At 66.9% G+C, this 23448-nt stretch carries 21 protein-coding genes and 1 riboswitch; of the genes, 6 read left to right on the top strand and 15 right to left on the bottom strand.

Annotation, left to right across the window (positions count from 1 at the left end; translation table 11 throughout):
* Positions 1-250 precede the first annotated feature (250 nt).
* Positions 251-1024: a class II aldolase/adducin family protein gene (locus tag NED98_RS12805; protein WP_179510866.1), complete on the top strand. Its 774-nt coding sequence runs from the start codon at positions 251-253 to the stop codon at positions 1022-1024.
* A gap of 148 nt (positions 1025-1172) precedes the next feature.
* Here the strand turns inward: NED98_RS12805 and NED98_RS12800 are convergent, their stop codons facing one another.
* The 14 genes from NED98_RS12800 to rimP form a co-directional block, all read right to left on the bottom strand.
* Positions 1173-2234: a class I SAM-dependent methyltransferase gene (locus NED98_RS12800; RefSeq protein WP_265313262.1), complete on the bottom strand. Its 1062-nt coding sequence runs from the start codon at positions 2232-2234 to the stop codon at positions 1173-1175.
* Positions 2235-2550: 316 nt separating this feature from the next.
* Positions 2551-4863 carry a polyribonucleotide nucleotidyltransferase gene (pnp, locus tag NED98_RS12795; RefSeq protein ID WP_265313261.1) on the bottom strand — a complete coding sequence of 771 codons (2313 nt, stop codon included), beginning with the start codon at positions 4861-4863 and terminating at the stop codon, positions 2551-2553.
* Between the two features lie 152 nt (positions 4864-5015).
* The gene (gene rpsO / locus NED98_RS12790) at positions 5016-5285 is read right to left on the bottom strand and encodes a 30S ribosomal protein S15 (protein ID WP_179510869.1); all 270 of its coding nucleotides are present in this window, start codon (positions 5283-5285) and stop codon (positions 5016-5018) included.
* Positions 5286-5308: 23 nt separating this feature from the next.
* On the bottom strand, positions 5309-6274 hold the full coding sequence (truB, locus tag NED98_RS12785) for a tRNA pseudouridine(55) synthase TruB (RefSeq protein WP_265268493.1): 966 nt from the start codon (positions 6272-6274) through the stop codon (positions 5309-5311).
* Entirely contained in the window at positions 6271-6963 is a 693-nt protein-coding gene (locus NED98_RS12780; RefSeq protein ID WP_265313260.1) for a site-2 protease family protein, read from the bottom strand. Before NED98_RS12780 ends, truB begins: the two co-directional genes overlap by 4 nt.
* Positions 6964-7063: 100 nt before the next feature.
* The gene (locus NED98_RS12775; protein ID WP_179510872.1) at positions 7064-7654 is read right to left on the bottom strand and encodes a thymidine kinase; all 591 of its coding nucleotides are present in this window, start codon (positions 7652-7654) and stop codon (positions 7064-7066) included.
* Positions 7655-7748: 94 nt separating this feature from the next.
* The gene (locus NED98_RS12770; RefSeq protein ID WP_179510873.1) at positions 7749-8321 is read right to left on the bottom strand and encodes a PEPxxWA-CTERM sorting domain-containing protein; all 573 of its coding nucleotides are present in this window, start codon (positions 8319-8321) and stop codon (positions 7749-7751) included.
* Positions 8322-8520: 199 nt separating this feature from the next.
* Complete coding sequence (gene rbfA / locus NED98_RS12765) at positions 8521-8904, bottom strand: 30S ribosome-binding factor RbfA (RefSeq protein WP_265268495.1); 384 nt, start codon at positions 8902-8904, stop codon at positions 8521-8523.
* Between the two features lie 144 nt (positions 8905-9048).
* Positions 9049-9153, bottom strand: coding sequence for a putative holin-like toxin (locus tag NED98_RS23405; RefSeq protein ID WP_353744667.1), 105 nt, complete (start codon positions 9151-9153; stop codon positions 9049-9051).
* Between the two features lie 80 nt (positions 9154-9233).
* A complete protein-coding gene (infB, locus tag NED98_RS12760; protein WP_179510876.1) occupies positions 9234-11957 on the bottom strand; it encodes a translation initiation factor IF-2 in 2724 nt (907 codons plus the stop codon).
* Positions 11958-12686, bottom strand: a complete 729-nt coding sequence (locus tag NED98_RS12755) for a DUF448 domain-containing protein (RefSeq protein ID WP_179510877.1) — start codon at positions 12684-12686, stop codon at positions 11958-11960.
* On the bottom strand, positions 12667-12888 hold the full coding sequence (locus NED98_RS12750) for a tautomerase family protein (protein ID WP_179510878.1): 222 nt from the start codon (positions 12886-12888) through the stop codon (positions 12667-12669). Before NED98_RS12750 ends, NED98_RS12755 begins: the two co-directional genes overlap by 20 nt.
* The gene (nusA, locus tag NED98_RS12745) at positions 12888-14510 is read right to left on the bottom strand and encodes a transcription termination factor NusA (RefSeq protein WP_265313259.1); all 1623 of its coding nucleotides are present in this window, start codon (positions 14508-14510) and stop codon (positions 12888-12890) included. Before nusA ends, NED98_RS12750 begins: the two co-directional genes overlap by 1 nt.
* On the bottom strand, positions 14510-15046 hold the full coding sequence (gene rimP, locus NED98_RS12740) for a ribosome maturation protein RimP (protein WP_179510880.1): 537 nt from the start codon (positions 15044-15046) through the stop codon (positions 14510-14512). Before rimP ends, nusA begins: the two co-directional genes overlap by 1 nt.
* A 256-nt stretch (positions 15047-15302) precedes the next feature.
* Positions 15303-15413, top strand: a riboswitch (glycine riboswitch).
* A gap of 172 nt (positions 15414-15585) precedes the next feature.
* Here rimP and gcvT point away from each other — a divergent pair.
* The 5 genes from gcvT (at position 15586) to NED98_RS12715 (ending at position 21224) form a co-directional block, all read left to right on the top strand.
* Complete coding sequence (gene gcvT, locus NED98_RS12735; RefSeq protein WP_265313258.1) at positions 15586-16740, top strand: glycine cleavage system aminomethyltransferase GcvT; 1155 nt, start codon at positions 15586-15588, stop codon at positions 16738-16740.
* A gap of 1 nt (position 16741) precedes the next feature.
* Positions 16742-17113: a glycine cleavage system protein GcvH gene (gcvH, locus tag NED98_RS12730; protein WP_179510882.1), complete on the top strand. Its 372-nt coding sequence runs from the start codon at positions 16742-16744 to the stop codon at positions 17111-17113.
* 155 nt (positions 17114-17268) lie between these two features.
* Positions 17269-18627: an aminomethyl-transferring glycine dehydrogenase subunit GcvPA gene (gene gcvPA, locus NED98_RS12725; protein ID WP_265268499.1), complete on the top strand. Its 1359-nt coding sequence runs from the start codon at positions 17269-17271 to the stop codon at positions 18625-18627.
* The gene (gene gcvPB / locus NED98_RS12720) at positions 18624-20198 is read left to right on the top strand and encodes an aminomethyl-transferring glycine dehydrogenase subunit GcvPB (protein WP_265313257.1); all 1575 of its coding nucleotides are present in this window, start codon (positions 18624-18626) and stop codon (positions 20196-20198) included. The genes gcvPA and gcvPB overlap by 4 nt, the downstream gene beginning before the upstream one ends.
* A 93-nt stretch (positions 20199-20291) precedes the next feature.
* Complete coding sequence (locus tag NED98_RS12715; protein ID WP_265313256.1) at positions 20292-21224, top strand: NAD(P)H-dependent flavin oxidoreductase; 933 nt, start codon at positions 20292-20294, stop codon at positions 21222-21224.
* Positions 21225-21342: 118 nt separating this feature from the next.
* Here NED98_RS12715 and NED98_RS12710 read toward each other — a convergent pair whose 3' ends face one another.
* Positions 21343-23385, bottom strand: coding sequence for an NAD(+) synthase (locus NED98_RS12710; RefSeq protein WP_265313255.1), 2043 nt, complete (start codon positions 23383-23385; stop codon positions 21343-21345).
* Positions 23386-23448 lie beyond the last annotated feature (63 nt).

Below are 23448 nucleotides of genomic sequence, written 5' to 3'. Positions count from 1 at the left end.
GGCATTTTTGCCACACAAGGGGCGGCGGGTTGGAATTCCGAATACTCTCTCGTCATTCCCGCGAAGGCGGGAATCCATTCCGGCTGGCCTCGCGATTCTTTCCATGACCTGTGCGAATGGATTCCCGCCTTCGCGGGAATGACGGCGGGGAGAAGGCGCACGAAGGCCGCACATCCAAGTCAGATAGCATGATGGAGTCGGCAACGGATCAGGGCTATATGCGTTGCAAATCGAAACAGGAGAGCGACTCATGGCCACGCTGGCGTCCGTCGAGAGCAAGTTGAACTACGTCCCCGGCGAATGGGAGGCGCGGGTCGATCTCGCGGCGGCCTATCGGCTGGTCGCGCTCTACGGGTGGGACGATCTGATCTTCACCCATCTCTCGGCGCGGGTGCCGGGGCCCGAGCATCATTTCCTGATCAACCCCTATGACATGATGTTCGAGGAGATCACTGCCTCGTCGCTGGTCAAAATCGATGTCGAGGGCAATCCGGTCGGCGCGACGACGCATCCGGTCAATCCGGCGGGATTCACGATCCACTCGGCGCTGCACATGGCGCGCGAGGACGCCAATGCGGTGATGCATCTCCACACCCCGCACGGCCAGGCGGTCTCGGCGATGGAATTCGGGCTGCTGCCGCATACCCAGACCTCGATGATCGCGGGGCACGATATCGCCTATCATGACTATGAGGGGATCGCGACCGATCTGGAGGAACGCGAGCGGCTCGTCGCCGATATGGGCGACAAGCATGCGATGATCCTGCGCAACCACGGCACCTTGGCGGTGGGGGACAGCGTCGGCGCGTGCTTCCTGCGGCTCTATTTCCTCGAGCGCGCGTGCGAGGCGCAGGTGCTGATGCTGTCGGCGGGGAAGGAGCACCTCAACAATCCGCCGCAGGGGGTTGAGGACAAGGTCGCGCGCCAATCCGCCCCCAAGGGGATGGGGATGCTCGCCGAGCGGCTCGCCTGGCCCGCGTTGCTGCGCAAGCTCGACCGGATCGACCCAAGCTATCGGGAATAGGGGAGGGGCACGCAACTCAACCCCCTGTTCGCCCTGAGCTTGTCGAAAGGCTGTCCTTCTTCCACGGAAGAAAAGTGCAGGGCTTCGACAAGCGCAGCCCGAACGGGGCGAGGGAATCGCCATTCTCGCGAAGCCGGAACCAGAAGGTTTACCGCGCCTCCAGCACCATATTGAACGGCCCTTCCGTTGCGCGGCGCACCTCCGCGAACCCGCCCTCGCGGACGATTGCTGACAGCTTCGCCTCGCCCGCCTGCGCGCCGAGCCCTTCGCCCACCTCCTGATCGAGCGAGGTCGGCACGCAAATCATCGTCGAAGCGTTGTAATAGAGCCGCCCGACCGGGTTGAAATTCTGCGCCGGCCGGTCCCCCGCGATCGGCTCGACGATCATCCAGCTTCCGCCGGGGGCGAGGATCCGACGCATATGCGCGGCGCACCCGCGCGGGTCGCCCATGTCGTGGAGGCAATCGTACATCGTGACGAGATCGAAATCGCGCTCGGCGATATCCTTCGCGGTCGCGACCTCGAACCGCACCCGCTCGTGCAGCCCGTGCGCGACCGCGTGGCGCCGTGCCTCCTCGATCGACGGGGCATGGAAGTCATATCCGACGAAGGTGCTGTCGGGATAGGCCTGCGCCATCAGCAGCGTGGAGAAGCCGACCCCGCATCCGACGTCCGCCACCTTCGCCCCGCTGCGCAGCTTGGCCTCGACGCCGTCGAGCGCGGGGAGCCACGATTGGACGATATTGTTGACATAGCCCGGCCGGAAGAAGGCGCCGGTCGCGCAGAACAGGCATCCCGCGTGGTCGCCCCAGCGCACCCCGCGGCCGTTGCGGAAACATTCCTCGACCTTGGCCTCGGCCTCGATCATCGCCGCGACCAGCTCGAACGCGCCGGCGAGATAGACCGGGCTGTCGCGATGCTGGAAGACCATTGCCTGTTCGGGCGAGAGGCTGAAGCTGTCGGTCGCGGGGTCGAAATCGATATAGCCGTTGGCGCTCTGCGCGAGTGCCCATTCGCGGACATAGCGCTCATGCAGCCCGCCGGCACGCCGCGCGAGTTCGGGCGCGGTGGCGGGGCCTTCGGCGAGCGCATCGAACAGCCCCAGGCGGAATCCCAGCCGCACGGTCGGCACGCTCATCGCGCCGCCCAGATCGCCCAACATCTTGCCCACGAAGGCGTGGAGCTTCGCCTCATCGAACGACGCCGGCATGATTCTCTCCTCTCGGTTTGCGTGTGCTCGATTCTCCTTGTGCGGCGACCCTATGGGCCGAAATTTACCACATTGCGGTGGGGGCGGCGAATCTGCTTCCTTTCCCTCCGTCATTCCCGCGAAGGCGGGAATCCATTGTGGCTGGTGGAGCGGCTCTTTCCACCAACTGCGCGAATGAATCCCCGCCTTCGCGGGGATGACGGAGGGAAAGCGGGGCGGGTGGGGGGCGATGGTGCGGGCGATCGACGCCCCAAAAGAAAAAGCCCCGGCATCGCTGCCGGGGCCCTTCCTTTTGCTCCGTTGAACGGCGCTGCGATCAGTCGCGGTCGCCGGTCAGGAAGGCGGGGGCGAAGTCGGGCGCCGAGCCCTCGTCCTTGCCGCCTTCGCTGCGCTCGCGGCGCGGGCCGCGGTCGCGGCGCGGGCCACGGTCACCGCCGCGTCCACCGCGATCGCCGCCGCGGTCACCGCGGTCGCCGCCGTCACGGCGCGGGCCGCGATCGCCGCGCGGTTCGCGCGCCGGGCGGGTGTCTTCCAGCTCGGCGCCGGTTTCCTGATCGACGACGCGCATCGACAGGCGAACCTTGCCGCGCGGATCGATCTCCAGCACCTTGACCTTGACCTCCTGGCCTTCGCTCAGGACGTCGGAGACCTTCTCGACGCGCTCGTTCTTGATCTCCGAGACGTGGACGAGGCCGTCCTTGCCGCCCATGAAGTTCACGAAGGCGCCGAAATCGACCAGATTGACCACCTTGCCGGTGTAGATCTTGCCGACTTCCGCTTCCTCGACGATGCCCTTGATCCAGTTCATCGCCGCTTCGATCTGCGCGCCGTCCGACGAGCTGATCTTGATCACGCCCTCGTCGTCGATGTCGACCTTGGCGCCGGTGGTGGCGACGATCTCGCGGATCACCTTGCCGCCGGTGCCGATCACGTCGCGGATCTTCGACTTGTCGATCGTCATCGTCTCGATGCGCGGGGCATGGGCGGAAAGCTCGGTGCGGGTCTCGCCCAGCGCCTTGTTCATTTCGCCCAGGATGTGCGCGCGGCCTTCCTTGGCCTGCGCCAGCGCCGCCTCGAAGATCTCCTTGGTGATGCCGGCGATCTTGATGTCCATCTGCATCGTGGTGATGCCTTCGGACGTGCCGGCGACCTTGAAGTCCATGTCGCCCAAGTGATCTTCGTCACCCAGGATGTCGGAGAGGATCGCGAAATCCTTGCCTTCGAGGATCAGCCCCATCGCGATGCCGGAGACCGGGCGCTTGATCGGCACGCCGGCGTCCATCAGGCTCAGCGAGCCGCCGCACACCGTCGCCATCGACGACGAGCCGTTCGACTCGGTGATGTCGCTGGTGACGCGGATCGTGTAGGGGAATTCCTCCTTGGACGGCAGCACCGGATGCAGCGCGCGCCACGCCAGCTTGCCGTGGCCGACTTCGCGACGACCCGGCGCGCCGAAGCGGCCCACTTCGCCGACCGAATAGGGCGGGAAGTTATAGTGCAGCATGAAATGCTGGTAGGAGAGGCCGCCGAGACCGTCGATCATCTGCTCCGCATCGCGCGTGCCGAGCGTGGTGGTGGCGATCGTCTGGGTCTCGCCGCGGGTGAACAGCGCCGAGCCGTGCGCGCGCGGCAGGAAGTGGACTTCCGACGCAATCGGGCGGATCTGCTTGGTGTTGCGGCCGTCGATGCGGCGCCCGTCCTTGAGGATCGCGGTGCGGACGATATCCGCCTCGAGCTTCTTGACCAGCTTGGCGGCGACGAGCTGCTCCTGCGGCGTCTTGTCGGCCATCGCGGCCTTCGCCTTGCTGCGCGCCTCGCCCAGCGCGGTCTGGCGCGCCTGCTTGTCGGTCAGCTTGTAGGCGGCGGTGATGTCCTTGCCGACGAGTTTCTTGAGCTCGGCCTTGAGCTTGGTCTGGTTGTCCCCCGCGGGGAGTTCCCACGGATCCTTGGCGGCCTTTTCGGCGAGGTCGATGATCGCGTCGACGACCTGCTGGCATGCCTTGTGCGCGAACAGCACCGCGCCGAGCATCACTTCTTCCGAAAGCTCCTTGGCCTCGGATTCGACCATCATCACCGCGTCGTGGGTCGCGGCGACGACGAGATCGAGCTCGCCCTCGGCGACTTCGGCGTCGGTCGGGTTGAGCTGATATTCGCCGTCCTTGTAGCCGACGCGCGCGGCGCCGATCGGGCCCATGAACGGCACGCCCGAAATGGTCAGCGCGGCCGAGGCGGCGACCATCGCCAGAATATCCGGCTCATTCTCGCCGTCATACGACAACACCTGCGCGATGCAGTTGATCTCGTTGTAGAAGCCTTCGGGGAACAGCGGACGGACCGGGCGGTCGATCAGGCGGCTGACCAACGTCTCACGCTCGGTCGCGCCACGCTCGCGCTTGAAGAAGCCGCCGGGGATGCGCCCGGCGGACGAGAACTTTTCCTGATAGTGAACGGTGAGCGGGAAGAAATCCTGCCCTTCCTTCACGTTTTTGGCGGCAGTGACGGCGCACAGCACGACCGTCTCGCCGAGCGTCGCGAGCACCGCGCCGTCGGCCTGACGGGCAACGCGGCCCGTTTCGAGCGTCAGGGTCTTTCCGCCCCACTCGATGCTTACCTTCTGGGTATTGAACATTTCATTTCCTTTGGACCGGCCGCCCTATGCGTCCGGGGCCTCTTTTGCAGGCTGTCCGGCCTGCGCGGTGTCGGGCGAGGGATCGCCCGTGCCCGTTCGCCGGATTGCGAAGGGGCGGATATGAGAAGGGCGCCGCGAGGGCGCCCTTCGTGTCACTTGCGAAGACCGAGCTTCGCGATGAGGGCGAGGTAGCGATCCCCGTCCTTCTTGCGGAGATAGTCGAGCAGCGAACGCCGCTTGTTGACCATCATCAGCAGGCCGCGGCGCGAGTGGTTGTCCTTCGCATGGCCCTTGAAGTGCTCGGTCAGGTTGCGGATCCGCTCGGTGAGGATCGCGACCTGCACCTCGGGGGAGCCGGTGTCGCCGTCCTGACGGGCGTGGTCCTTGATGAGTTCCTGACGGCGCTCAGCGGTAATCGACATTCGAATTTTCCTTCGACATCACATCACAAGTTGAAGCCGCGGACGACGCGGACCTCGCGGTCCGCCACATCGACCAGCGCCACCGGCACGTCGCCGAGCAGCGCGAGGGTCAAGCCATCCTCGGCGACGATCCCGACCAGAACACGCCCCTGGCGGAGCGCCCCTGCCTGATCGGGGGAGAGGGAAAGTGCCGGGATGTCGTCCAGCGCTGCCCTCAACGGCAGGAGAGATTGTTCAAGCGCGTGGCCCATAGCGATTTCGGCCAATTTGTCCAGCGATATCGCTTGGGAGAGGTCGAACGGGCCGGCCTTGGTGCGTCTTAGATAGGTGACATGACCTACGGTGCCAAGCGCCAGCGCGATATCGCGCGCAAGGCTGCGGATATAGGTGCCCTTGGAGACATGCGCCGTCAGCGTCACTTCCTCCAGAACCTCGTCATTCCCGCGAAGGCGGGAATCCATTGCCGCTGCCGGTGCGGCTTCTTCAACGACCTGCGCGAATGGATCCCCGCCTGCGCGGGGATGACAGACAAGGGAATGAACCGTCACGTTCCGGCTGGCGAGCGTCACTTCCTCGCCGGCACGCGCGAGGTCATAGGCGCGCGCGCCGTCGACCTTGAGCGCCGAATAGGCCGGCGGCACCTGCGCGATCGGCCCGGTGAAGCGCGGCAATACCGCGGCGAGCGCAGCGGCGGTGGGGCGCACGTCGCTGGTCGCGATCACCGTGCCCTCGCCGTCGAGCGTATCGGTCTCGCTGCCGAAGCGGATCGTGAAATCGTAGCTCTTGTCGCTGTCGAGCATCCGCCCGGCGAGCTTGGTCGCCTCGCCAAGCGCGATCGGCAATACTCCTGAGGCGAGCGGGTCGAGCGTCCCGCCGTGCCCGACCTTGGCCTTGCCATAGCCCCCTGCGCGCAGCGCGCGCTTCACCGCGCCGACCGCCTGGGTCGAGCCGGTGCCGAGCGGCTTATCGATGACAAGCCAGCCGTTCACAGGAACAGGCTGGCGAAGGAGAGATAGGCGTGCACCAGCGCCTCGGCCGGCGGGCCGACGATATGCTGCATGATGCTCGCCTTGGGGAAGATCATGGGCAATACCACGAGCAGCACGATCAGCAGCGGAAAGCCGAACCGCGCCAGTTTCGCCCATTGGAAGGCGAGCGGACGGGGCAATAGCCCCTCGACGACATGCCCGCCGTCGAACGGCGGGATCGGCAGGAGGTTGAACACCGCGAGAAACACGTTGATCAGCAGGAAATTGAGCAGGTTCGCCGAAACGAACCCGGCGACGCCCTGGGGCGGGCCATTGCCGGCGGCGTAGCCAGTTACCAGCCCGAGCGCGATCGCGGTGACCCCCGCGAGCAGCAGGTTCATCCCCGGCCCGGCGAGCGCCACCGCCACCATCCCCCAGCGCGGGTTGCGCAGCCGCTCGGCGCGCACCGGCACCGGCTTGGCCCAGCCGAACACCGGCGCCTTGGCGATCGCCAGCGCCAGCGGCAGGATCACCGTGCCGATCGGGTCGACATGCCGCAGCGGGTTGAAGCTCAGCCGCCGCTCCTCATGCGCGGTGGGATCGCCGAGCACGCGCGCCATCAGGCCATGCGCCACCTCGTGAAAGACGATCGCGATCACCAGGGGGATGATCCATACGGCGGCGGCATAGAGAACGTTGTCGGGGTTCATGGCCGGTGATCTAGGGACGAACCGTGTCGATGAATAGGCGGAGCGAGCGTATCTTTTGATGTCCGCCGGGTCAGCCCTTCGCCTGAAGGGGAGGGGGGTCTTAAAGCTCCCGCGCTTCGGCCAGCGCCGCGGTGAAATGCCGGCGGCATAGCGCGACATAGCGGTCGTTGCCGCCGATCTCGGTCTGTCGCCCTTCGGCGACCGCGCGGCCGTCGGCATCGACGCGCAGGTTCATCGTCGCCTTGCGCCCGCAGGCGCAGACCGATTTGATCTCGATCAGCGCGTCCGCCAGCGCCAGCAGCCGCGCCGATCCCTCGAACAGCGCCCCACGAAAATCGGTGCGCAGCCCGTAAGCCAGCACCGGAATGCCGTGGGTATCGGCGAGATACGCGAGCTGATCGACCTGCGCCGCGGTAAGGAATTGCGCCTCGTCGACCAGCACGCAGGCGATGCACCCCGCCGCGTGCCGCTCCACTACGATCGCGGCGATATCGGTCGCGGCGTCGAACATCGTCGCGGGTGCGGCGAGCCCGATCCGCGACGAGATCGTCGCACTCGCGAAACGATCGTCGATCGCCGCGGTGAACAGCATCGTCGCCATCCCGCGCTCGCGATAGTTGAAATCGGCCTGCAGCAGGTTGGTCGATTTCCCCGCGTTCATCGAGGCATAATAGAAATAGAGCTTGGCCATCGTGCCGGGGGCATAGCCGCTCGGCCGGCAAAGGAAAACGGCGCCCGCATGTGGGTGCGGGCGCCGTTCCTATTTGTGCAGACCTCGCTGGGGTTCAGGCGAAGCGCAATTGGGTCGGTTGACGGCGGCGATAGCGCATCCGGCCCGCAACCATCCCGAAGCCGAGGATGAGCAGACCCCAGACAGCGGGTTCGGGAACCGCCGCGGCGAGCGAAGTCACCGTGGTGACGCCAAGCCCGGTCGCGCCGTTGCCGTTGACCGCCGCGGTGAAATTATACCCGCCCGACGGCCCCAGGGTGCCGTTCGAGCCGACGTCGGCGCCGAACAGTCGCAGATTGACGCCGTTGAGCACCATATCGAACAGCCCGTTGTTGGCGCTGCTGTAGAAACGGATTTCCGACGGGACCGCGCTGAGCGCGACGCCGTTGAGCGAGAAGCTGAAATTGCTGATCGCCGACGTGAAGGCATAGCCAGCCGCCGCCGTGATCGTATCCGGCAGATCGAATGAGAATTGGAAGGATTGGTTGGCCCTGCTGACGGCAGTGGTGCTGGTGTTGCTGCCCCAGAAGCCGGTGCCCTGGATCAGCACCGCGGCATCCGCGCTGGTGGCAAAGACCGCCAGCGCGACGCTACTGGCGGCAGCGAGAAGCTTTCGTTTTCCAGTCATACTCGAACCCTTTCATACGGCACACGGGGCACCGGCAAATGCCGGCATCCCGCCGATCGACCGCGAAATACACTCGCAGCCGCAGCATGGCCTACGCTTTCGAAGGGTCGATGTTAATCGTTAGGGGCGCGGTAACCGGGCTTTTCGGGGTGGAGAGAGACTCGCCCGGGGTGAGCGGAAGCCGGGTGCGACGAGCCGTTCAATCGAGGTCGCGCGCGACGCCCGGCGCGCGGAGCAGCGAGTCGATATGGCTGCCCTCGTCGAAGCTTTCATCGGCGATGAACTTCAATTTTGCCGCATATTTCAAGTTGATACGCCGAGCCACTTCGCGCTGGAGGAAGGCGGTGTTGGTCCTCAGCGCCTTCAGCACCACCTCTTCGTCGCGGCCCAGCAACGGTTTGACGAACACGGTGGCGTTGCGCAGGTCAGGCGACATGCGGACCTCGGTCACCGACACGAGATGCGAGGCGAGCGTATCGTCGTGGACGTCGCCGCGCTGCAATATTTCCGCGAGCACATGGCGCACCTGCTCGCCGACCCGGAGGGTGCGGACCGAACGGTCGCCGGCTTCAGAGTGCTTCATCTTGAAGTTTCCCGCACGTTTTGGTACATAGGCAAGGTCGCAAAGGTCGAAGTATTTGCTTCACCTCCTGGGCCCGGTTGTTCCAGCATCCGGGCCCAAATCATATCGGAACCCCGGCGTTCCAGCACCGGGGCTCCTTACTGGCTACCCTTGGCCGAGCTTGATCAGCTCAACTACCAAGGCGAGCAACGCGACCAAAAAGGTCGCGAAACCCAAGACCAGTGTCGCAATTGTCTGTGTATTCACCATTCCCTCCTTTCTGACCGGATCGACCGGTCAGGAAAGGAGGTATCAGGAATACAGATCCGCGCCTTTGACGCGGATCTAATTTACAACGTCCGCTCGCGCAGTTCGACCTCGAAGGTTTCCAGGAAGTCGCCCGGCTTGATGTCGGTGAAGTTGTTGGTGAAGGTCACGCCGCATTCGAGGCCGGCGCGCACTTCCGCCACATCGTCCTTGAACCGCCGCAGCGACGCGATCTCGCCATTGTAGATGATGACGTCGTTGCGCGTGATGCGGGCCTTGAGTGCCTTGCGGATAACGCCTTCGACCACCAGCAGACCGGCCGCCTTGCCGTGCTTGCCGGCCGAGAAGACCTCGCGGATTTCGGCACGGCCGACGACCGTTTCGAACGCCTCGGGGCCGAGCTCGCCCGCCATGCCGGCGCGGATCTCGTCGATCAGGTCGTAGATGACGTCATAATATTTGAGCGCCACCTGATGCCGTTCGGCGATTTCGCGCGCCTTGGCATTGGCACGGACGTGGAAGCCGATGATCGGCGCGCCCGATGCCGCCGCGACGTTGACGTCGCTCTCGGTGATCCCGCCGACGCCCGAGTGCAGGATGCGCACCTTGATGTCGTCGGTCGACAGCTTGTTGAGGCTGGCGACGATCGCTTCGACGGTGCCCTGCGTGTCGGCCTTGACGACGAGCGGATATTCGATCGCCTGATTGGCCTTGAGCGCGGAGAACATGCTCTCCAGGCTCGCCGGCGCCGCGGTGGTGCGCTTCTGGAGCAGCACCCCCTGGCGATATTCGGCGACCTCGCGCGCACGCGCCTCGTTCTCGACCACCTGGAGCTGATCGCCCGCCGACGGGGTGCCGGAAATACCCAGCACCTCGACCGGCATCGACGGCTCCGCCTGCTTGAGCTGGCGGCCCTTGTCGTCGACCAAAGCCCGGACCTTGCCGCTTTCCGCGCCGACGACGAACACGTCGCCGACCTTGAGCGTGCCGCGCGTGACGAGCACGGTGGCGACCGGGCCGCGGCCCTTGTCGAGCTTCGCCTCGAGCACCGAGCCCTCGGCAGCGCGATCGGGGTTGGCCTTGAGCTCCATCAGCTCGGCCTGGAGCTGGATCTTCTCGATCAGCTCGTCGAGGCCGGTCTTCTTGAGCGCGGAGACCTCCACGTCCTGGACGTCGCCGCCCATCTGCTCGACGACCACCTCATGCTCCAGCAGGCGCTCGCGCACGCGCTGGGCATTGGCCTCGTGCTTGTCGATCTTGTTGATCGCCACGATCATCGGCTTGCCGGCGGCCTTGGTGTGATTGATCGCCTCGATCGTCTGCGGCATCAGCCCGTCGTCGGCGGCGACCACCAGCACCACGATATCGGTGACGTCGGCGCCACGCGCGCGCATCGCGGTGAACGCTTCGTGGCCCGGGGTGTCGAGGAAGGTGATCTTCGACTTGTCCTTCAGCGTCACCTGATAGGCGCCGATATGCTGGGTGATGCCACCGGCCTCGCCCTTCACCACATCGGTGCCGCGCAGCGCGTCGAGCAGGCTGGTCTTGCCGTGATCGACGTGGCCCATGATCGTCACCACCGGCGGACGCGGCTGGAGCGCGACATCCTCGTCGACCGCATCATCGATCTGCAGATCGATGTCGGCATCCGACACGCGGACGATATTGTGCCCGAATTCGGTGACGAGCAGCTCGGCGGTGTCCTGGTCGATCGTCTGATTGACGGTGACCGGCATGCCCATCTTGAACAGCGCCTTGACCAGGTCGGCGCCCTTTTCTGCCATACGGTTGGCAAGTTCCTGGACGGTGATCGCCTCCGGCACCTGGACGTCACGGACCTGCTTGGCCTGCGGCTCGCGCGGGCCGCTGAACTGCGAACGGCGTTCCTTTTCACGCGCACGTTTGAGCGCGGCGAGGCTGCGCGCACGCGCGCCTTCCTCGCTCAACGCGCGATTGACCGTCAGCTTGCCGCCGCGGCGCTCGTCGCCCTTGCGGTCGCGCTGCTGCGGACGCGCCGGGGCGGCGTTGCGCGGCGTCGCCTGCCCGCTGGGCATGCTGCGCTGCTGGCCGCCGGCCGACGATCCGCTCGATGCGGGCGCGGAAGGCGCGGCCGAAGCGGCGGGCTTGGCCGGCTCGGGCTTGGGCTGCGGCTTGGGAATCTCGGGGCGCACCACCGGGGTGAAGCGACGCGGCGCCGGCATTGCCGGATCGCGCGACAGTTCGAGCGGCGGGGGCGGGGGAGGCGGCGCGGCGGGTTCCGGTGCGGGCGCCGCGGCGACCGGTGCCGGCTCGGCCTTCACCTCGGGTGCCGGCGCAGGCGTCGGCTCCGCTGCCGGCTGCGGCGCGGGCGTGGGTTCCGGGGTCGGTGCGGGTGCCGGCGCCTCGGCGGCTTTGGCTTCGGCCGCGCGCTTTTCCTCGGCGCGACGCGCTTCCTCTTCGGCGGCGCGCTGACGATCGGCTTCTTCGCGACGCCGCTGGTCTTCCAGCGCGTGCATGCGCTGTTCTTCGGCCTCACGCAGCAGACGCGCCTGGCGCTCCTGCGGAGTCTCCCCGGCAGGCGCGCGCGTCGGCGCCGGGCGCGGCGGCTCGGGCGCCTGCTGGACGGGCGGCGGCGGCGGCGGAGCGGCCGGCGTCGCCTCGGGCGTGCCGCCGGGGCCGAGCACGCGGCGCCGCTTCACTTCGACCACCACCGTGTTCGAACGGCCGTGGCTGAAGCTCTGCTTCACCTTGCCGGTCTCGACCGTGCGCTTCAGCCCCAGCGGCGCGCGCATGCCAAGTTTCGGCTTGTCGTTGTCGGTCTCGCTCACTCAAATTCCTCGTCGCGTCGTCACGGCCGGTTGCCCGGATTGTCCGGGCGGCGATGCGCCTTGCGAGGCCGTTTCGCAAGGCGCAGGAGTCAGTTCAGGGCCGATAAATTGCAGCCACCGATCGAGCGCATCGCCCAATCGCGCGGCCGCCATGCGGTCGGTGACGCCGATATGTACCACGTTCTCGCGGCCCAGCGCCATCGACAATATGGGGCGATTCAGCGGCAACGCCAACCCCTTGAGGTCACTTCCTTCGCGATCGGTGCCGACGCGCCACGCCTGCGCCAGTCGCCCGCGCCCATCCGCACCGGCATCGGCGGCGTGGTAAAGCGCGTGAAGTTTCCCTTCGCGCGCAGCGGCTTCGATCCGCTCCGCGCCGGTCAGCAGTGTCCCCGCGCGCGATTCCAGCCCGAGCCGGTCGAGCGCATTGCGCTCCAGCGCGGCGGCGATCAGATCGGGCAGATCGTCGGGAATCGTGAAGTCGTTGGTCTTGAACGCCCGCGCCAGCGCGCCGCGCAACTTGCCCTTCGGCCCGGCGGCGGCGATCAGCTCGGCACGGTTCACCCCGATCCACGCGCCGCGCCCCGGCGCCTTGGCGCGCACGTCGGGCAGCACCTGACCATCGGGGGCGAGCGCGAGGCGAATCAATGCCCCGCGCGCCGCCTGCTCGCGACCGAGAATGCAGGTGCGGGTGGGGGCCGCTACCGTGTCATTGCGAGGGTGCCGCATGTGCGCCTCCCTCGGGCTGGCGGTCGGCGATGAGAATCCCGGCCGAGCCGTAATTCTCCAGCGAAACTTCTTCGATCACGACTTGCACCGCCGCCGGGTTCTTGCCCAGCCGCGCGACCAGCGAGGCGGTGACGTCGGCCACCAGCCCCGCTTTCTGCTCCTTGGTTGCGGAGCCCGCCAATCGGATCGAGACGAACGGCATCAGGCCTCGGACGCCTCCGCGGTGTCGTCGCCTGCGGGCGCGGCTTCTTCCTCGTCGGTGAACCAGTGCGCGCGCGCGGCCATGATGATCTCGTTGCCCTGCTCCTCGCTGAGACCATATTCGGCGAGCACGCCGCCCTTGTTCTCGGTCTTGCGCGGGGCATCCTCGTTGCGGCGGCGCGGCTCGGCGCGGCGCTTCTCGATCAGTTCGTCGGTCGCGAGATCGGCGAGATCGTCGAGCGTGGTGATTCCCGCCTTGCCGAGCGTGACGAGCATCGCCTCGGTCAGATAGGGCAGCTCGGCCAGCGCATCCTCGACACCCAGCGCGCGACGCTCCTCGCGCGCGGCGGCCTCGCGGCGCTCCAGCGCTTCCTGCGCACGGCTCTGCAGCTCCTGCGCGAGATCCTCGTCGAAGCCCTCGATTCCGGCGAGCTCGTCGAGCTCGACATAAGCGACTTCTTCGAGCTCGCTGAAGCCCTCGGCGACGAGCAGCTGCGCCAGCGTCTCGTCCACGTCGAGCTCGTTCTGGAACAGCTCCGAATTGCGGACGAATTCCTGCTGGCGCTTCTCGCTCGCGTCGGTCTCGGTGAGGATGTCGATCGCCTTGGCGGTGAGCTGCGAGGCGAGGCGGACGTTCTGGCCGCGGCGGCCGATCGCCAGCGAGAGCTGATCGTCGGGCACCACCACCTCGATGCGATCTTCCTCCTCATCGATCAGCACGCGGCTGACGTTCGCCGGCTGGAGCGCGTTGACCACGAAGGTCGCGGTGTCGGGCGACCAGGGGATGATGTCGATCTTCTCGCCCTGCATCTCCTGCACCACCGCCTGGACGCGGCTGCCCTTCATGCCGACGCAGGCGCCGACCGGGTCGATGCTCGAATCGTGGCTGATCACGCCGATCTTGGCGCGGCTGCCCGGATCGCGCGCGGCGGCCTTGATCTCGATGATCCCGTCGTAGATTTCGGGGACTTCCTGCGCGAACAGCTTCTTCATGAAGTCCGGGTGCGCGCGCGACAGGAAGATCTGCGGCCCGCGATTCTCGCGCACCACCTTGAGGATCAGGCTGCGGATGCGATCGTTGACGCGCACCACTTCGCGCGGAATCTGCTGGTCGCGGCGGATCACGCCCTCGGCGCGGCCGAGATCGACGACGATATGGCCGAACTCGACGCGCTTGACGACGCCGGTGATGATCTCGCCCGAGCGGTCCTTGAATTCTTCATACTGGCGCTCGCGCTCGGCATCGCGGACCTTCTGGAAGATCGTCTGCTTGGCGGCCTGCGCCTGGATGCGGCCGAATTCGATCGGCGGGAGGGGATCGACGAGGAAGTCGCCGACCACCGCGCCGGCCTGCAGCTTCTGCGCGCCCTTCACGTCGACCTGCTTGTAGATATCGTCGACCTGCTCGACCACCTCGACGACGCGCCACAGGCGCAGGTCGCCGTTGTTCGGGTCGAGCTTGGCGCGGATGTCCATCTCCTGGCCGTAACGGGTGCGCGCAGCGCGCTGGATCGCATCCTCCATCGCCTCGATGACGATCGCACGGTCGATCATCTTCTCATTGGCGACGGAATTCGCGATCGCGATCAGCTCCGCCCGGTTGGCGGTCACGCCGGTGGCCATTAGTCGTGTTCCTCTGCTTCGATTTCTTGCTCCGCGCCCTCGAAGGAGAGCGGGACGGTTGCCTTGATGAGCTTGTCGGTCAGCACCAGCTTGGCGTCGACCACCCCGCCGAACGGGACATGCGCGACCGTGCCGCTTTTCTGGAGGACGATCGCGATCGTCTCGCCCTCGATCCCGGCGAGTTCGCCCTTGAACTGCTTCTGCCCGTCGATCGGCGCGTCGAGCACGATCCGCGCCTCATGCCCGGCCCAGTCGGCGAAGTCCTGCAGCCGCGTCAGCGGGCGATCGATCCCGGGGGAGGAGACCTCCAGCCGGTATGCCTCCTCGATCGGGTCCTCGCGATCGAGCATGTCGGACAGCCGGCGCGACAGTTCGGCGCAATCGTCGATCGTCAGCTGCCGCGTATCGGGGCGCTCGGCCATCACCTGCAGCGTCCGCTCGTCGCCCTTGCCGAACAGCCGCACGCGCACGAGCGCGAAGCCGAGCGCTTCCGCCTCGGGTGCGATCAATCGGGTCAGCGCGGGATTGTCCGCCATCAATGCTCCAAACATGCGTAGTTGCCGCCGCAGGGCGAGCCCCGCAGCCTCTTCATCTGTCGATGTAGAGAAAGCGATCGCGATATAGGCCGAACCCGCGCGGCGCGCAAGCGGGCAACCGCATGGCGCACGCGACGTTGCTCCGGCGGCGCGAAAACCGCCCGTTGCCCCGATAATGGGGGGCATTAGAATTGATGATTGACTCAGGAACATGGCACGGCCAGAGGCTCGCACATCGTGATCCGGGCAACCGGTTCAGGCACGCGCGGGAGAGAGCCGTCGACGTTGCCCTTTCAGGGCAGTCGGGCGGCCGCCGAAGGAGCAACCACCCCGGAATCTCTCAGGCACGCAGGACCGCATGGCGCCGAACGATACTCTGGAAAGCAGGCGCGGCTTTGAGCTGCGCCTCACCGAAGGGGTAACCCGCCGCCGTCGAACGGCGCGGAGGAAGCTCTCAGGTTCCGTGACAGAGGGGGTGAACGGATCGGCCGCGCGGGTTCCCGCGGTGTCGTCACGCCCTTTCTGCCGGAAGATATCTGATGAGCGAAACGATCGACAGCCAAGCCCATAGCGACGACGGTTACGAAGAACCGGCGATCCTGCCGCTGCCGCTCGATGCCTGGCATCGCGCGAAGGGCGGGCGAATGGTCGAATTCGCCGGCTATCACATGCCCGTCCAATATGAAGGCATCATGGCCGAGCATCTGTGGACGCGCGAGGCGGCCGGGCTGTTTGACGTCAGCCATATGGGCCAGCTCACCTTCACCGGCGCGGGCGTGGTGCCGGCGCTCGAGGCGCTGATGCCCGCCGATATCGCCGGGCTCGCGTTCAACCGCGCGCGTTATTCGCTGCTGCTCGATGCCGAGGGCGGGATTCTCGACGATCTGATGCTGACGCGGCAGGCCGAGGATCGCGTCTATATGGTCGTCAACGGCGCGACCAAATATGACGATATCGGGCATATGATCGAGCAACTGCCCGACGATATCACGCTCAACCTGATGGAAGATCACGCGCTGCTCGCGCTGCAGGGGCCGAAGGCGGTCGACGCGCTGGCGCGGCTGATTCCCGGTGTCGCCGATCTGGTGTTCATGCAGGCGGCGGCGTTCGAGTGGCAGGGCCATAAGCTGTGGATCAGCCGCTCGGGCTATACCGGCGAGGACGGGTTCGAGATTTCGGTCCCCGCCGAGGCGGCCGAGGCGCTGGCCGACGTGCTCGTCGCCCAGCCCGAGGTCAAGCCGATCGGGCTCGGTGCGCGCGATTCGCTGCGGCTCGAGGCGGGGCTGCCGCTCTACGGCCACGATCTGTCGCCCGAAACGACGCCGGTGATGGCCGATCTCGGCTTCGCCCTGTTCAAGCGCCGTCGCGAGACGGCGGACTTCCCGGGCGCCGCGCGCATCCTCAAGGAGCGTGAGGAAGGCGCCGCGACCAAGCGTGTCGGGCTGCTCGTCGAGGGCCGTCAGCCGGTGCGCGAGGGCGCGATCGTCGTCGACGCTGCGGGCAAGGAGATCGGCCACGTCACCTCGGGCGGGTTCGCGCCGACGGTCGGTGCGCCGATCGCGATGGCCTATGTCCCCGCCGCGCTCGCGGTGCCCGGCACGCGTGTCCAGCTTCAGCAGCGCGGCAAGCCGCATGACGCCACCGTCGCTGCGCTGCCTTTCGTTCCCCACCGTTACTTCCGAGGAGTGAAGTGAGATGAGCCGTTATTTCACCCAAGATCACGAATGGATCGACGTCGACGGCGAGACCGGCACCGTCGGCATCTCCGATTATGCGCAGGGCCAGCTCGGCGACATCGTGTTCGTCGAAGTGCCTGAGGACGGCAAGAAGCTGACCAAGGGCGACGACGCCGCGGTGGTCGAGAGCGTCAAGGCGGCGAGCGACGTCTATTCGCCGGTGTCGGGCACGGTGATCGAGGGCAATCCCGCGCTTGCCGACGATCCCGCGCTGGTCAATTCCGACCCCGAGGGCGAGGGCTGGTTCTACAAGATCACCCTGTCCGACCCGTCCGAGCTCGAAGCGCTGATGGACGAGAGCGCTTACGAGGCGTTCGTCGCCAAGCTCTGAACCGTTGCCGTCCTGCCGGACTTGATCCGGCATCCAGAGCCGCAAGCGTCGTCGCACGGAACGCTGGATGCCAGGTCGAGCCCGGCATGACGAAGTAAGGGCAAACGCCCGCCGACTATGCCCGGCTCGCGCCCCACGATGAGAAAGCCCGACTGATGCGATATCTCCCGCTCACCCAGCCCGATCGCGCGGCGATGCTCGCGGCGATCGGCGCCTCGTCGATCGACGATCTGTTCGTCGACGTGCCCGAGGCGATCCGCCTCGACGGGCCGATCGCCGGCCTGCCCGGCCACGCCAGCGAACTGGCGGTCGAACGCCATATGACCGCCCTGGCGCGCAAGAACATGTCGGCCGGCGACGGCCCGTTCTTTCTCGGCTGCGGCGCCTATCGCCACCACGTCCCGGCGAGCGTCGATCACATCATCCAGCGCGGCGAGTTCCTTACCGCCTATACGCCCTATCAGCCGGAAATCGCGCAGGGCACGCTGCAGATGCTGTTCGAGTTCCAGACGCAGGTCGCGCGTCTGCTCGGCACTGATGTCGCCAATGCCAGCATGTACGACGGCTCGACCGCCTGCTGGGAGGCGATCGGGATGGCGCGGCGCATCACCCGGCGCGGGAAGGCGATCCTCTCGGGCGGGCTCCACCCGCATTATGTGTCGGTCGCCAGGACGATGGCGAAATATACCGGCGATGCGCTCGACGTCGCGGTCCCCGCGCTGACCGCCGAAACCGATCTCGAGGCGCTGATCGCCAAGATCGATGGCGATACCTCGTGCGTCGTGGTGCAATATCCCGATATCCTCGGCCGCATCGCCGATCTGCGCCCGCTGGCCGATGCGTGCCACGCGCAAAAGGCGCTGCTGATCGCGGTGGTGACCGAGCCGGTCGCGCTCGGCGCGATCAAGTCGCCGGGCGAGATGGATGCCGATATCGTCGTCGGCGAGGGCCAGTCGATCGGCGTCGGGCTCCAGTTCGGCGGGCCTTATGTCGGGCTGTTCGGCTGCAAGGACAAATATGTCCGCCAGATGCCGGGCCGGCTCACCGGCGAGACGGTCGATGCCGACGGGCGGCGCGGCTTCGTGCTGACGCTTTCGACCCGCGAGCAGCATATCCGCCGCGAGAAGGCGACCTCGAACATCTGTACCAATTCCGGCCTGTGCGCGCTGGCTTTCTCGATCCACATGACCCTGCTCGGCGAGGCGGGGCTGCGCGCGCTGGCGGCGGCCAATCACGCCGGCGCGGTCGCCGCGGCGGAGCGGCTGGCCAAGGTGCCGGGGGTGCGGCTGGTCAACGAGACCTTCTTCAACGAATTCACGCTCGATCTCGGGCGTGAGGCGCGCCCGATCGTCCGCGCGCTGGCGGACAAGGGGATCCTCGCCGGGGTGTCGCTCGGGCGGCTCTATCCCGACGAGGCCGGCCTCGCCAACGGGCTCGTCATCGCAGTGACCGAGACGACCACCGCGGAGGATGTCGAAACACTGGCCCAGGCGCTTGAGGAGGTGCTGGCATGAGCGCGATCAACCAGAGCGGCTGGCGCCCGACCGCCCCGCAGCAGGGCGGCAACGCGGCCCCCACCTTCACCGGCAACAAGGCATTGATGCTGGAAGAGCCGCTGATCTTCGAGATCGGCGACAATCACACCACCGGGGTCGAAGTGGCCCCGCCGGTCACCGCGACCAGCCGGCTCGGCGGGCTAGCGCGCACCGCGGCGATCGACCTGCCGGGGCTCAGCGAACCCGAGACGGTGCGGCATTATACCCGCCTCAGCCGGCAGAATTATGCGATCGACCTCGGGCTGTTCCCGCTCGGCTCGTGCACGATGAAGCATAATCCGCGGCTCAACGAGAAAATGGCGCGGCTGCCCGGTTTCGCCGATCTCCACCCGCTCCAGCCGATCGATACGGTGCAAGGCGCGCTCGAGGTGATCCAGCAACTCGCGCACTGGCTGGTGACGCTGACCGGCATGCATTCGGTGGCGATGAGCCCCAAGGCCGGGGCGCATGGCGAATTGTGCGGCATCCTTGCGATCAAGGCGGCGCTGGAGAAGCGCGGCGAGGGGCATCGCAAGGTGATCCTCGTCCCCGAAAGCGCTCACGGCACCAACCCCGCCACCGCCGCCTTCGCAGGCTTTGCGGTGGAGGATATCCCCGCCACCGCCGATGGCCGCGTCGATACCGCGGCGCTCAAGGCGCGGCTCGGGCCGGATATCGCCGGGGTGATGATCACCAACCCCAATACCTGCGGGCTGTTCGAGCGCGATCTCAGGACGATCTCGGAGGCGGTTCATGCCGCCGGCGGCTATGTCTATTGCGACGGCGCGAACTTCAACGCGATCGTCGGCCGGGTGCGGCCGGGCGATCTCGGCGTCGATGCGATGCACATCAACCTGCACAAGACCTTCTCGACCCCGCATGGCGGCGGCGGGCCGGGGTCGGGGCCGGTGGTGTTCTCCGAGCGCCTCACCCCGTTCGCCCCGCTGCCGTTCGTCGAGAAGCGCGGCGATCATTTCGCGCTGGTCGAGGAAGAAACCGCGCAGGATCACCACGCCGACAGCTTCGGCCGGATGACCGCCTTCCACGGCCAGATGGGGATGTTCACCCGCGCGCTGACCTATATCCTCAGCCACGGCGCGGACGGCCTGCGCCAAGTCGCCGAGGATGCGGTGCTCAACGCCAATTACGTGCTGCGCAGCCTGAGCGACGTGCTCGACGCGCCGTTCGCCGCCTCGGGGCCGTGCATGCACGAGGCGATCTTCTCGGATAAGGGCTTCGCCGAAGGCTTCTCGACGATCGACGTCGCCAAGGCGCTGATCGACGAGGGTTTCCACCCGATGACGATGTATTTCCCACTCGTCGTCCACGGTGCGATGCTGGTCGAGCCGACCGAGACCGAGAGCAAGGCGACGCTCGATCAGTTCATCGGCGCGCTGCGCTCGGTGGCCGAACGCGCGCTTGCCGGCGACGAGACGTTGCGCACCGCGCCGCATTTCGCGCCGCGCAGCCGGCTCGACGAAACCCTCGCCGCGCGCAAGCCGGTGCTGGTGTGGAAGGCACCGGAAACCACCGCCGAAGCGGCGGAGTAACATACCCGGATTTCGGCGCCGGCCCGTTTGGGGCTGGCGTCGGCACCGTGTTCATGCCAACCCGTCTTTCGAAAAACGAAAGAGGAGCGGGCAATGGCGATCAGGACGCGCATCACCGAGCTGCTGGGGATCGAAAAGCCGATCATCCAGGCCGCGATGGGCTGGATCGCGCGCGCGCAATTGTCTTCCGCGGTATCCAATGCCGGCGGGATGGGGATCATCGAGACCTCTTCGGGTGAGCTCGACGCGGTGCGCGGCGAGATCATCAAGATGCGCACGCTCACCGACAAGCCGTTCGGGGTGAATGTCGCGCAGGCCTTCGTCCGCGATCCAGAGATCATCCGCTTCGTGATCGATCAGGGGGTGAAGTTCGTCACCACCTCGGCCGGCGATCCGATGAAATACACCGCGATGCTCAAGGATGCGGGGCTGACGGTATTCCACGTCGTCCCCAATCTCGCCGGGGCGTTGCGCGCGGTCGAAGCGGGGGTCGACGGGCTGATCGTCGAGGGCGGCGAGGGCGGCGGGTTCAAGAATCCCAAGGACGTGTCGACGATGGTGCTCGTCCCGCAGGTGGTCGAGGCGGTCGACGTGCCGGTGGTCGCCGCAGGCGGGATCATGGACGGGCGGACGATGGCGGCGGCCTTCGCGCTCGGCGCCGAGGGCGTGCTGATGGGGACGCGCATCCTCTCCTCCGCCGAAAGCCCGGTCCACGACAATTGGAAGCGCGCGATCGTCGAGGCGGACGCGACCGATACCGTCTTCCTCAACCGCAAGGGGCCGGGGCCGGCGCTCCGCGCGCTGCGTACCGAGCGTACCGCGCGGCTCGCGGCGGAGGGCTCGCCCAATATCTTCGGCGAGTTCGCCGATACGCAGCGGGTCTATTTCGCGGGCGATCTGGAGGCGGGGATCGCGCTCACCGGGCAGGTCGCCGGGCGGATCCACGATGTGAAGCCGGTGGCGCAGATCTTCGACGAGACGATGCGGGAATATGAGGCGGTGACCGCGGGATTGCCGCGAGGATAGGGGGCCAGGCGCTTCCTAACCCCCGCTCGCCCTGAGCTTGTCGAAGGGCTGTACTTCTGAACGTGCAGGGCTTCCACAAGCTCAGCCCGAACGGCGAGGGAGTGCGCCAATGAAGCGCTCAATCCCACCCCGCCAGTTCCGCGAGCCACACTGCGGCGGTGCCGTCGCTCGGCGCGCGCCAGTCGCCGCGCGGGCTGAGCGCGCCACCGGCCGACACCTTCGGCCCGTTGGGCAGCGCCGAACGCTTGAACTGGCTGGTACGGAAGAAGCGCACGAGGAATTTCTCCAGCCACGCGCGGATCGTCTCGAGATCGTAGGCAACCCGCGCCGCTTCCGGGATGCCCTCGGGCCAGCGCCCCGCCGCGGCATCGCGCCACGCGTGCCAGGCGAGGAACAGGATCTTCGACGGCGCGAGGCCGAAGCGGATCACATGATGCGCGAAGAAATCGTTGAGCGCATAAGGCCCGATCCGTGCCTCGGTGCTCTGGATCGCGCCGTCGGCGCCGGCGGGGACGAGCTCGGGGCTGATCTCGGTCGAAAGGATCGCGTCGAGCACCGTATCGGTCTCGGCGTCATATTGGTCGGTCGCGATGCACCAGCGGATCAGGAACTGGATCAGCGTCTTGGGCACGCCGGCGTTGACGCCGTAATGGCTCATCTGATCGCCGACGCCATAAGTGCACCAGCCGAGCGCCAGTTCGGAAAGGTCGCCGGTGCCGACGACAAGCCCCTCGCGCTGGTTGGCGAGGCGGAACAGATAGTCGGTGCGCAGCCCGGCCTGCACATTCTCGAACGTCACGTCATAATGCGGCTCGCCATTGGCGAAGGGGTGGCCGATATCCTCCAGCATCCGCGTCGCGGCGGGGCGGATGTCGATCTCCTCGGCGGTGACGCCCAGCGCCTTCATCAGCTTCCACGCATTCGACTTGGTGGCGTCGCTGGTCGCGAAGCCGGGCATGGTGATGCCCAGAATGTCCGCGCGGGGCCGCCCGAGCCGGTCGAGCGCCTTGGCGGCGACGATCAGCGCGTGGGTCGAATCGAGCCCGCCCGAGACACCGATCACCAGCCGCTTCGCCCCGGTCGCCTCGAGCCGCTTGGCCAGTCCCTCGACCTGGATGTTGAAGGCCTCGTAGCAATCCGCGTCGCGCTTCTCGGGATTGTTGGGTACGAACGGGAAGCGCCGCAGCGGGCGGCGCAATCCGACATCGGCGAAATCGGGCGCATGCGCGAATTCGACGCGGCGGAAGCGCGCCTCGGGGTGGCCGGCGAAGGCGGCGGCGTCGTTGAACGTGCCGAACCGCGCGCGCTCCTGCGCCAGCCGCTCGCAATCGACGTCGGCGATGCACAGGCCGGGTTCATGATCGAAGCGCGTCGATTCGGCGAGCAGCTCGCCCAGTTCGTGGATCGTGCCTTGCCCGTCCCACGCCAGATCGGTGGTGCTCTCGCCGGGTCCGGCCGCGGCGTAGATATAGGCGCTGACCCCGCGCGCCGATTGCGCCGCCGACAGCATCGCCCGCTCGCGCGCCTTGCCGATCGTCACGTTCGACGCGGAGAGGTTGCAGCACACCAACGCCCCGGCCAACGCCCCGATCGTCGAGGGCGGGATCGGCGCCCAATAATCCTCGCAGATTTCGGCGTGGAACACGAAATGCGGCAGATCGCTCGCCGCGAAGATCAGATCGGTGCCGAACGGCACCTCGGCATCGCCGATGCGGATCGCCAGCCCCGATAGCCCGCCGCCGCTCGCGAACCAGCGTTTCTCATAATATTCGCGGTAATTGGGCAGATAGGTCTTGGGCACCACCCCCAGGATACGCCCCCGCGCGATCGCCACCGCGCAATTGTAGAGCCGCCCGTTGCGCGCCAGCGCCGCGCCGACCAGCAACACGGGGGACAGATCGCGCGTCGCGGCAACCACCGCCGCCAGCGCCTCGCGCGTCGCCGCCTGCTGCGCCGATTGCAAATGGAGATCGTCGATCGCGTAGGAGGTGAGGTTCAATTCCGGAAAGACGACGAGATCGACCGCCTCGTCGTGCGCGCGACGCGCAAGCGCGATCGTCGCCTCGGCATTGGCGGCGGCATCGCCGACCGAGGCGCGCGGCATCGCGGCGGCGACGCGGAGCAGGCGATGGGCGTGGATCGAACGGAACACTGGCTTCATCGCGTGCTTACCTAATGGGCTTTGTGCTTCAGCGCCATCGTTCCCGCTTTCCGCGGCGAGACG

Origin of the sequence: Sphingomonas lycopersici (assembly GCF_026130605.1) — a bacterium.
In the GTDB taxonomy this organism is placed as follows: Bacteria; Pseudomonadota; Alphaproteobacteria; order Sphingomonadales; family Sphingomonadaceae; genus Sphingomonas; species Sphingomonas lycopersici.
This window is presented reverse-complemented; position numbering and strand designations above follow the sequence as displayed.

Coding starts and splice junctions, on each gene's coding strand:
- NED98_RS12805 (WP_179510866.1), top strand. CDS start 251: ATGGCCACGCTGGCGTCCGTCGAGAGCAAGTTGAACTACGTCCCCGGC.
- NED98_RS12800 (WP_265313262.1), bottom strand. CDS start 2,234: ATGCCGGCGTCGTTCGATGAGGCGAAGCTCCACGCCTTCGTGGGCAAG.
- pnp (WP_265313261.1), bottom strand. CDS start 4,863: ATGTTCAATACCCAGAAGGTAAGCATCGAGTGGGGCGGAAAGACCCTG.
- rpsO (WP_179510869.1), bottom strand. CDS start 5,285: ATGTCGATTACCGCTGAGCGCCGTCAGGAACTCATCAAGGACCACGCC.
- NED98_RS12780 (WP_265313260.1), bottom strand. CDS start 6,963: ATGAACCCCGACAACGTTCTCTATGCCGCCGCCGTATGGATCATCCCC.
- NED98_RS12775 (WP_179510872.1), bottom strand. CDS start 7,654: ATGGCCAAGCTCTATTTCTATTATGCCTCGATGAACGCGGGGAAATCG.
- NED98_RS12770 (WP_179510873.1), bottom strand. CDS start 8,321: ATGACTGGAAAACGAAAGCTTCTCGCTGCCGCCAGTAGCGTCGCGCTG.
- rbfA (WP_265268495.1), bottom strand. CDS start 8,904: ATGAAGCACTCTGAAGCCGGCGACCGTTCGGTCCGCACCCTCCGGGTC.
- NED98_RS23405 (WP_353744667.1), bottom strand. CDS start 9,153: ATGGTGAATACACAGACAATTGCGACACTGGTCTTGGGTTTCGCGACC.
- NED98_RS12755 (WP_179510877.1), bottom strand. CDS start 12,686: ATGCGGCACCCTCGCAATGACACGGTAGCGGCCCCCACCCGCACCTGC.
- NED98_RS12750 (WP_179510878.1), bottom strand. CDS start 12,888: ATGCCGTTCGTCTCGATCCGATTGGCGGGCTCCGCAACCAAGGAGCAG.
- nusA (WP_265313259.1), bottom strand. CDS start 14,510: ATGGCCACCGGCGTGACCGCCAACCGGGCGGAGCTGATCGCGATCGCG.
- rimP (WP_179510880.1), bottom strand. CDS start 15,046: ATGGCGGACAATCCCGCGCTGACCCGATTGATCGCACCCGAGGCGGAA.
- gcvT (WP_265313258.1), top strand. CDS start 15,586: ATGAGCGAAACGATCGACAGCCAAGCCCATAGCGACGACGGTTACGAA.
- gcvH (WP_179510882.1), top strand. CDS start 16,742: ATGAGCCGTTATTTCACCCAAGATCACGAATGGATCGACGTCGACGGC.
- gcvPA (WP_265268499.1), top strand. CDS start 17,269: ATGCGATATCTCCCGCTCACCCAGCCCGATCGCGCGGCGATGCTCGCG.
- gcvPB (WP_265313257.1), top strand. CDS start 18,624: ATGAGCGCGATCAACCAGAGCGGCTGGCGCCCGACCGCCCCGCAGCAG.
- NED98_RS12715 (WP_265313256.1), top strand. CDS start 20,292: ATGGCGATCAGGACGCGCATCACCGAGCTGCTGGGGATCGAAAAGCCG.
- NED98_RS12710 (WP_265313255.1), bottom strand. CDS start 23,385: ATGAAGCCAGTGTTCCGTTCGATCCACGCCCATCGCCTGCTCCGCGTC.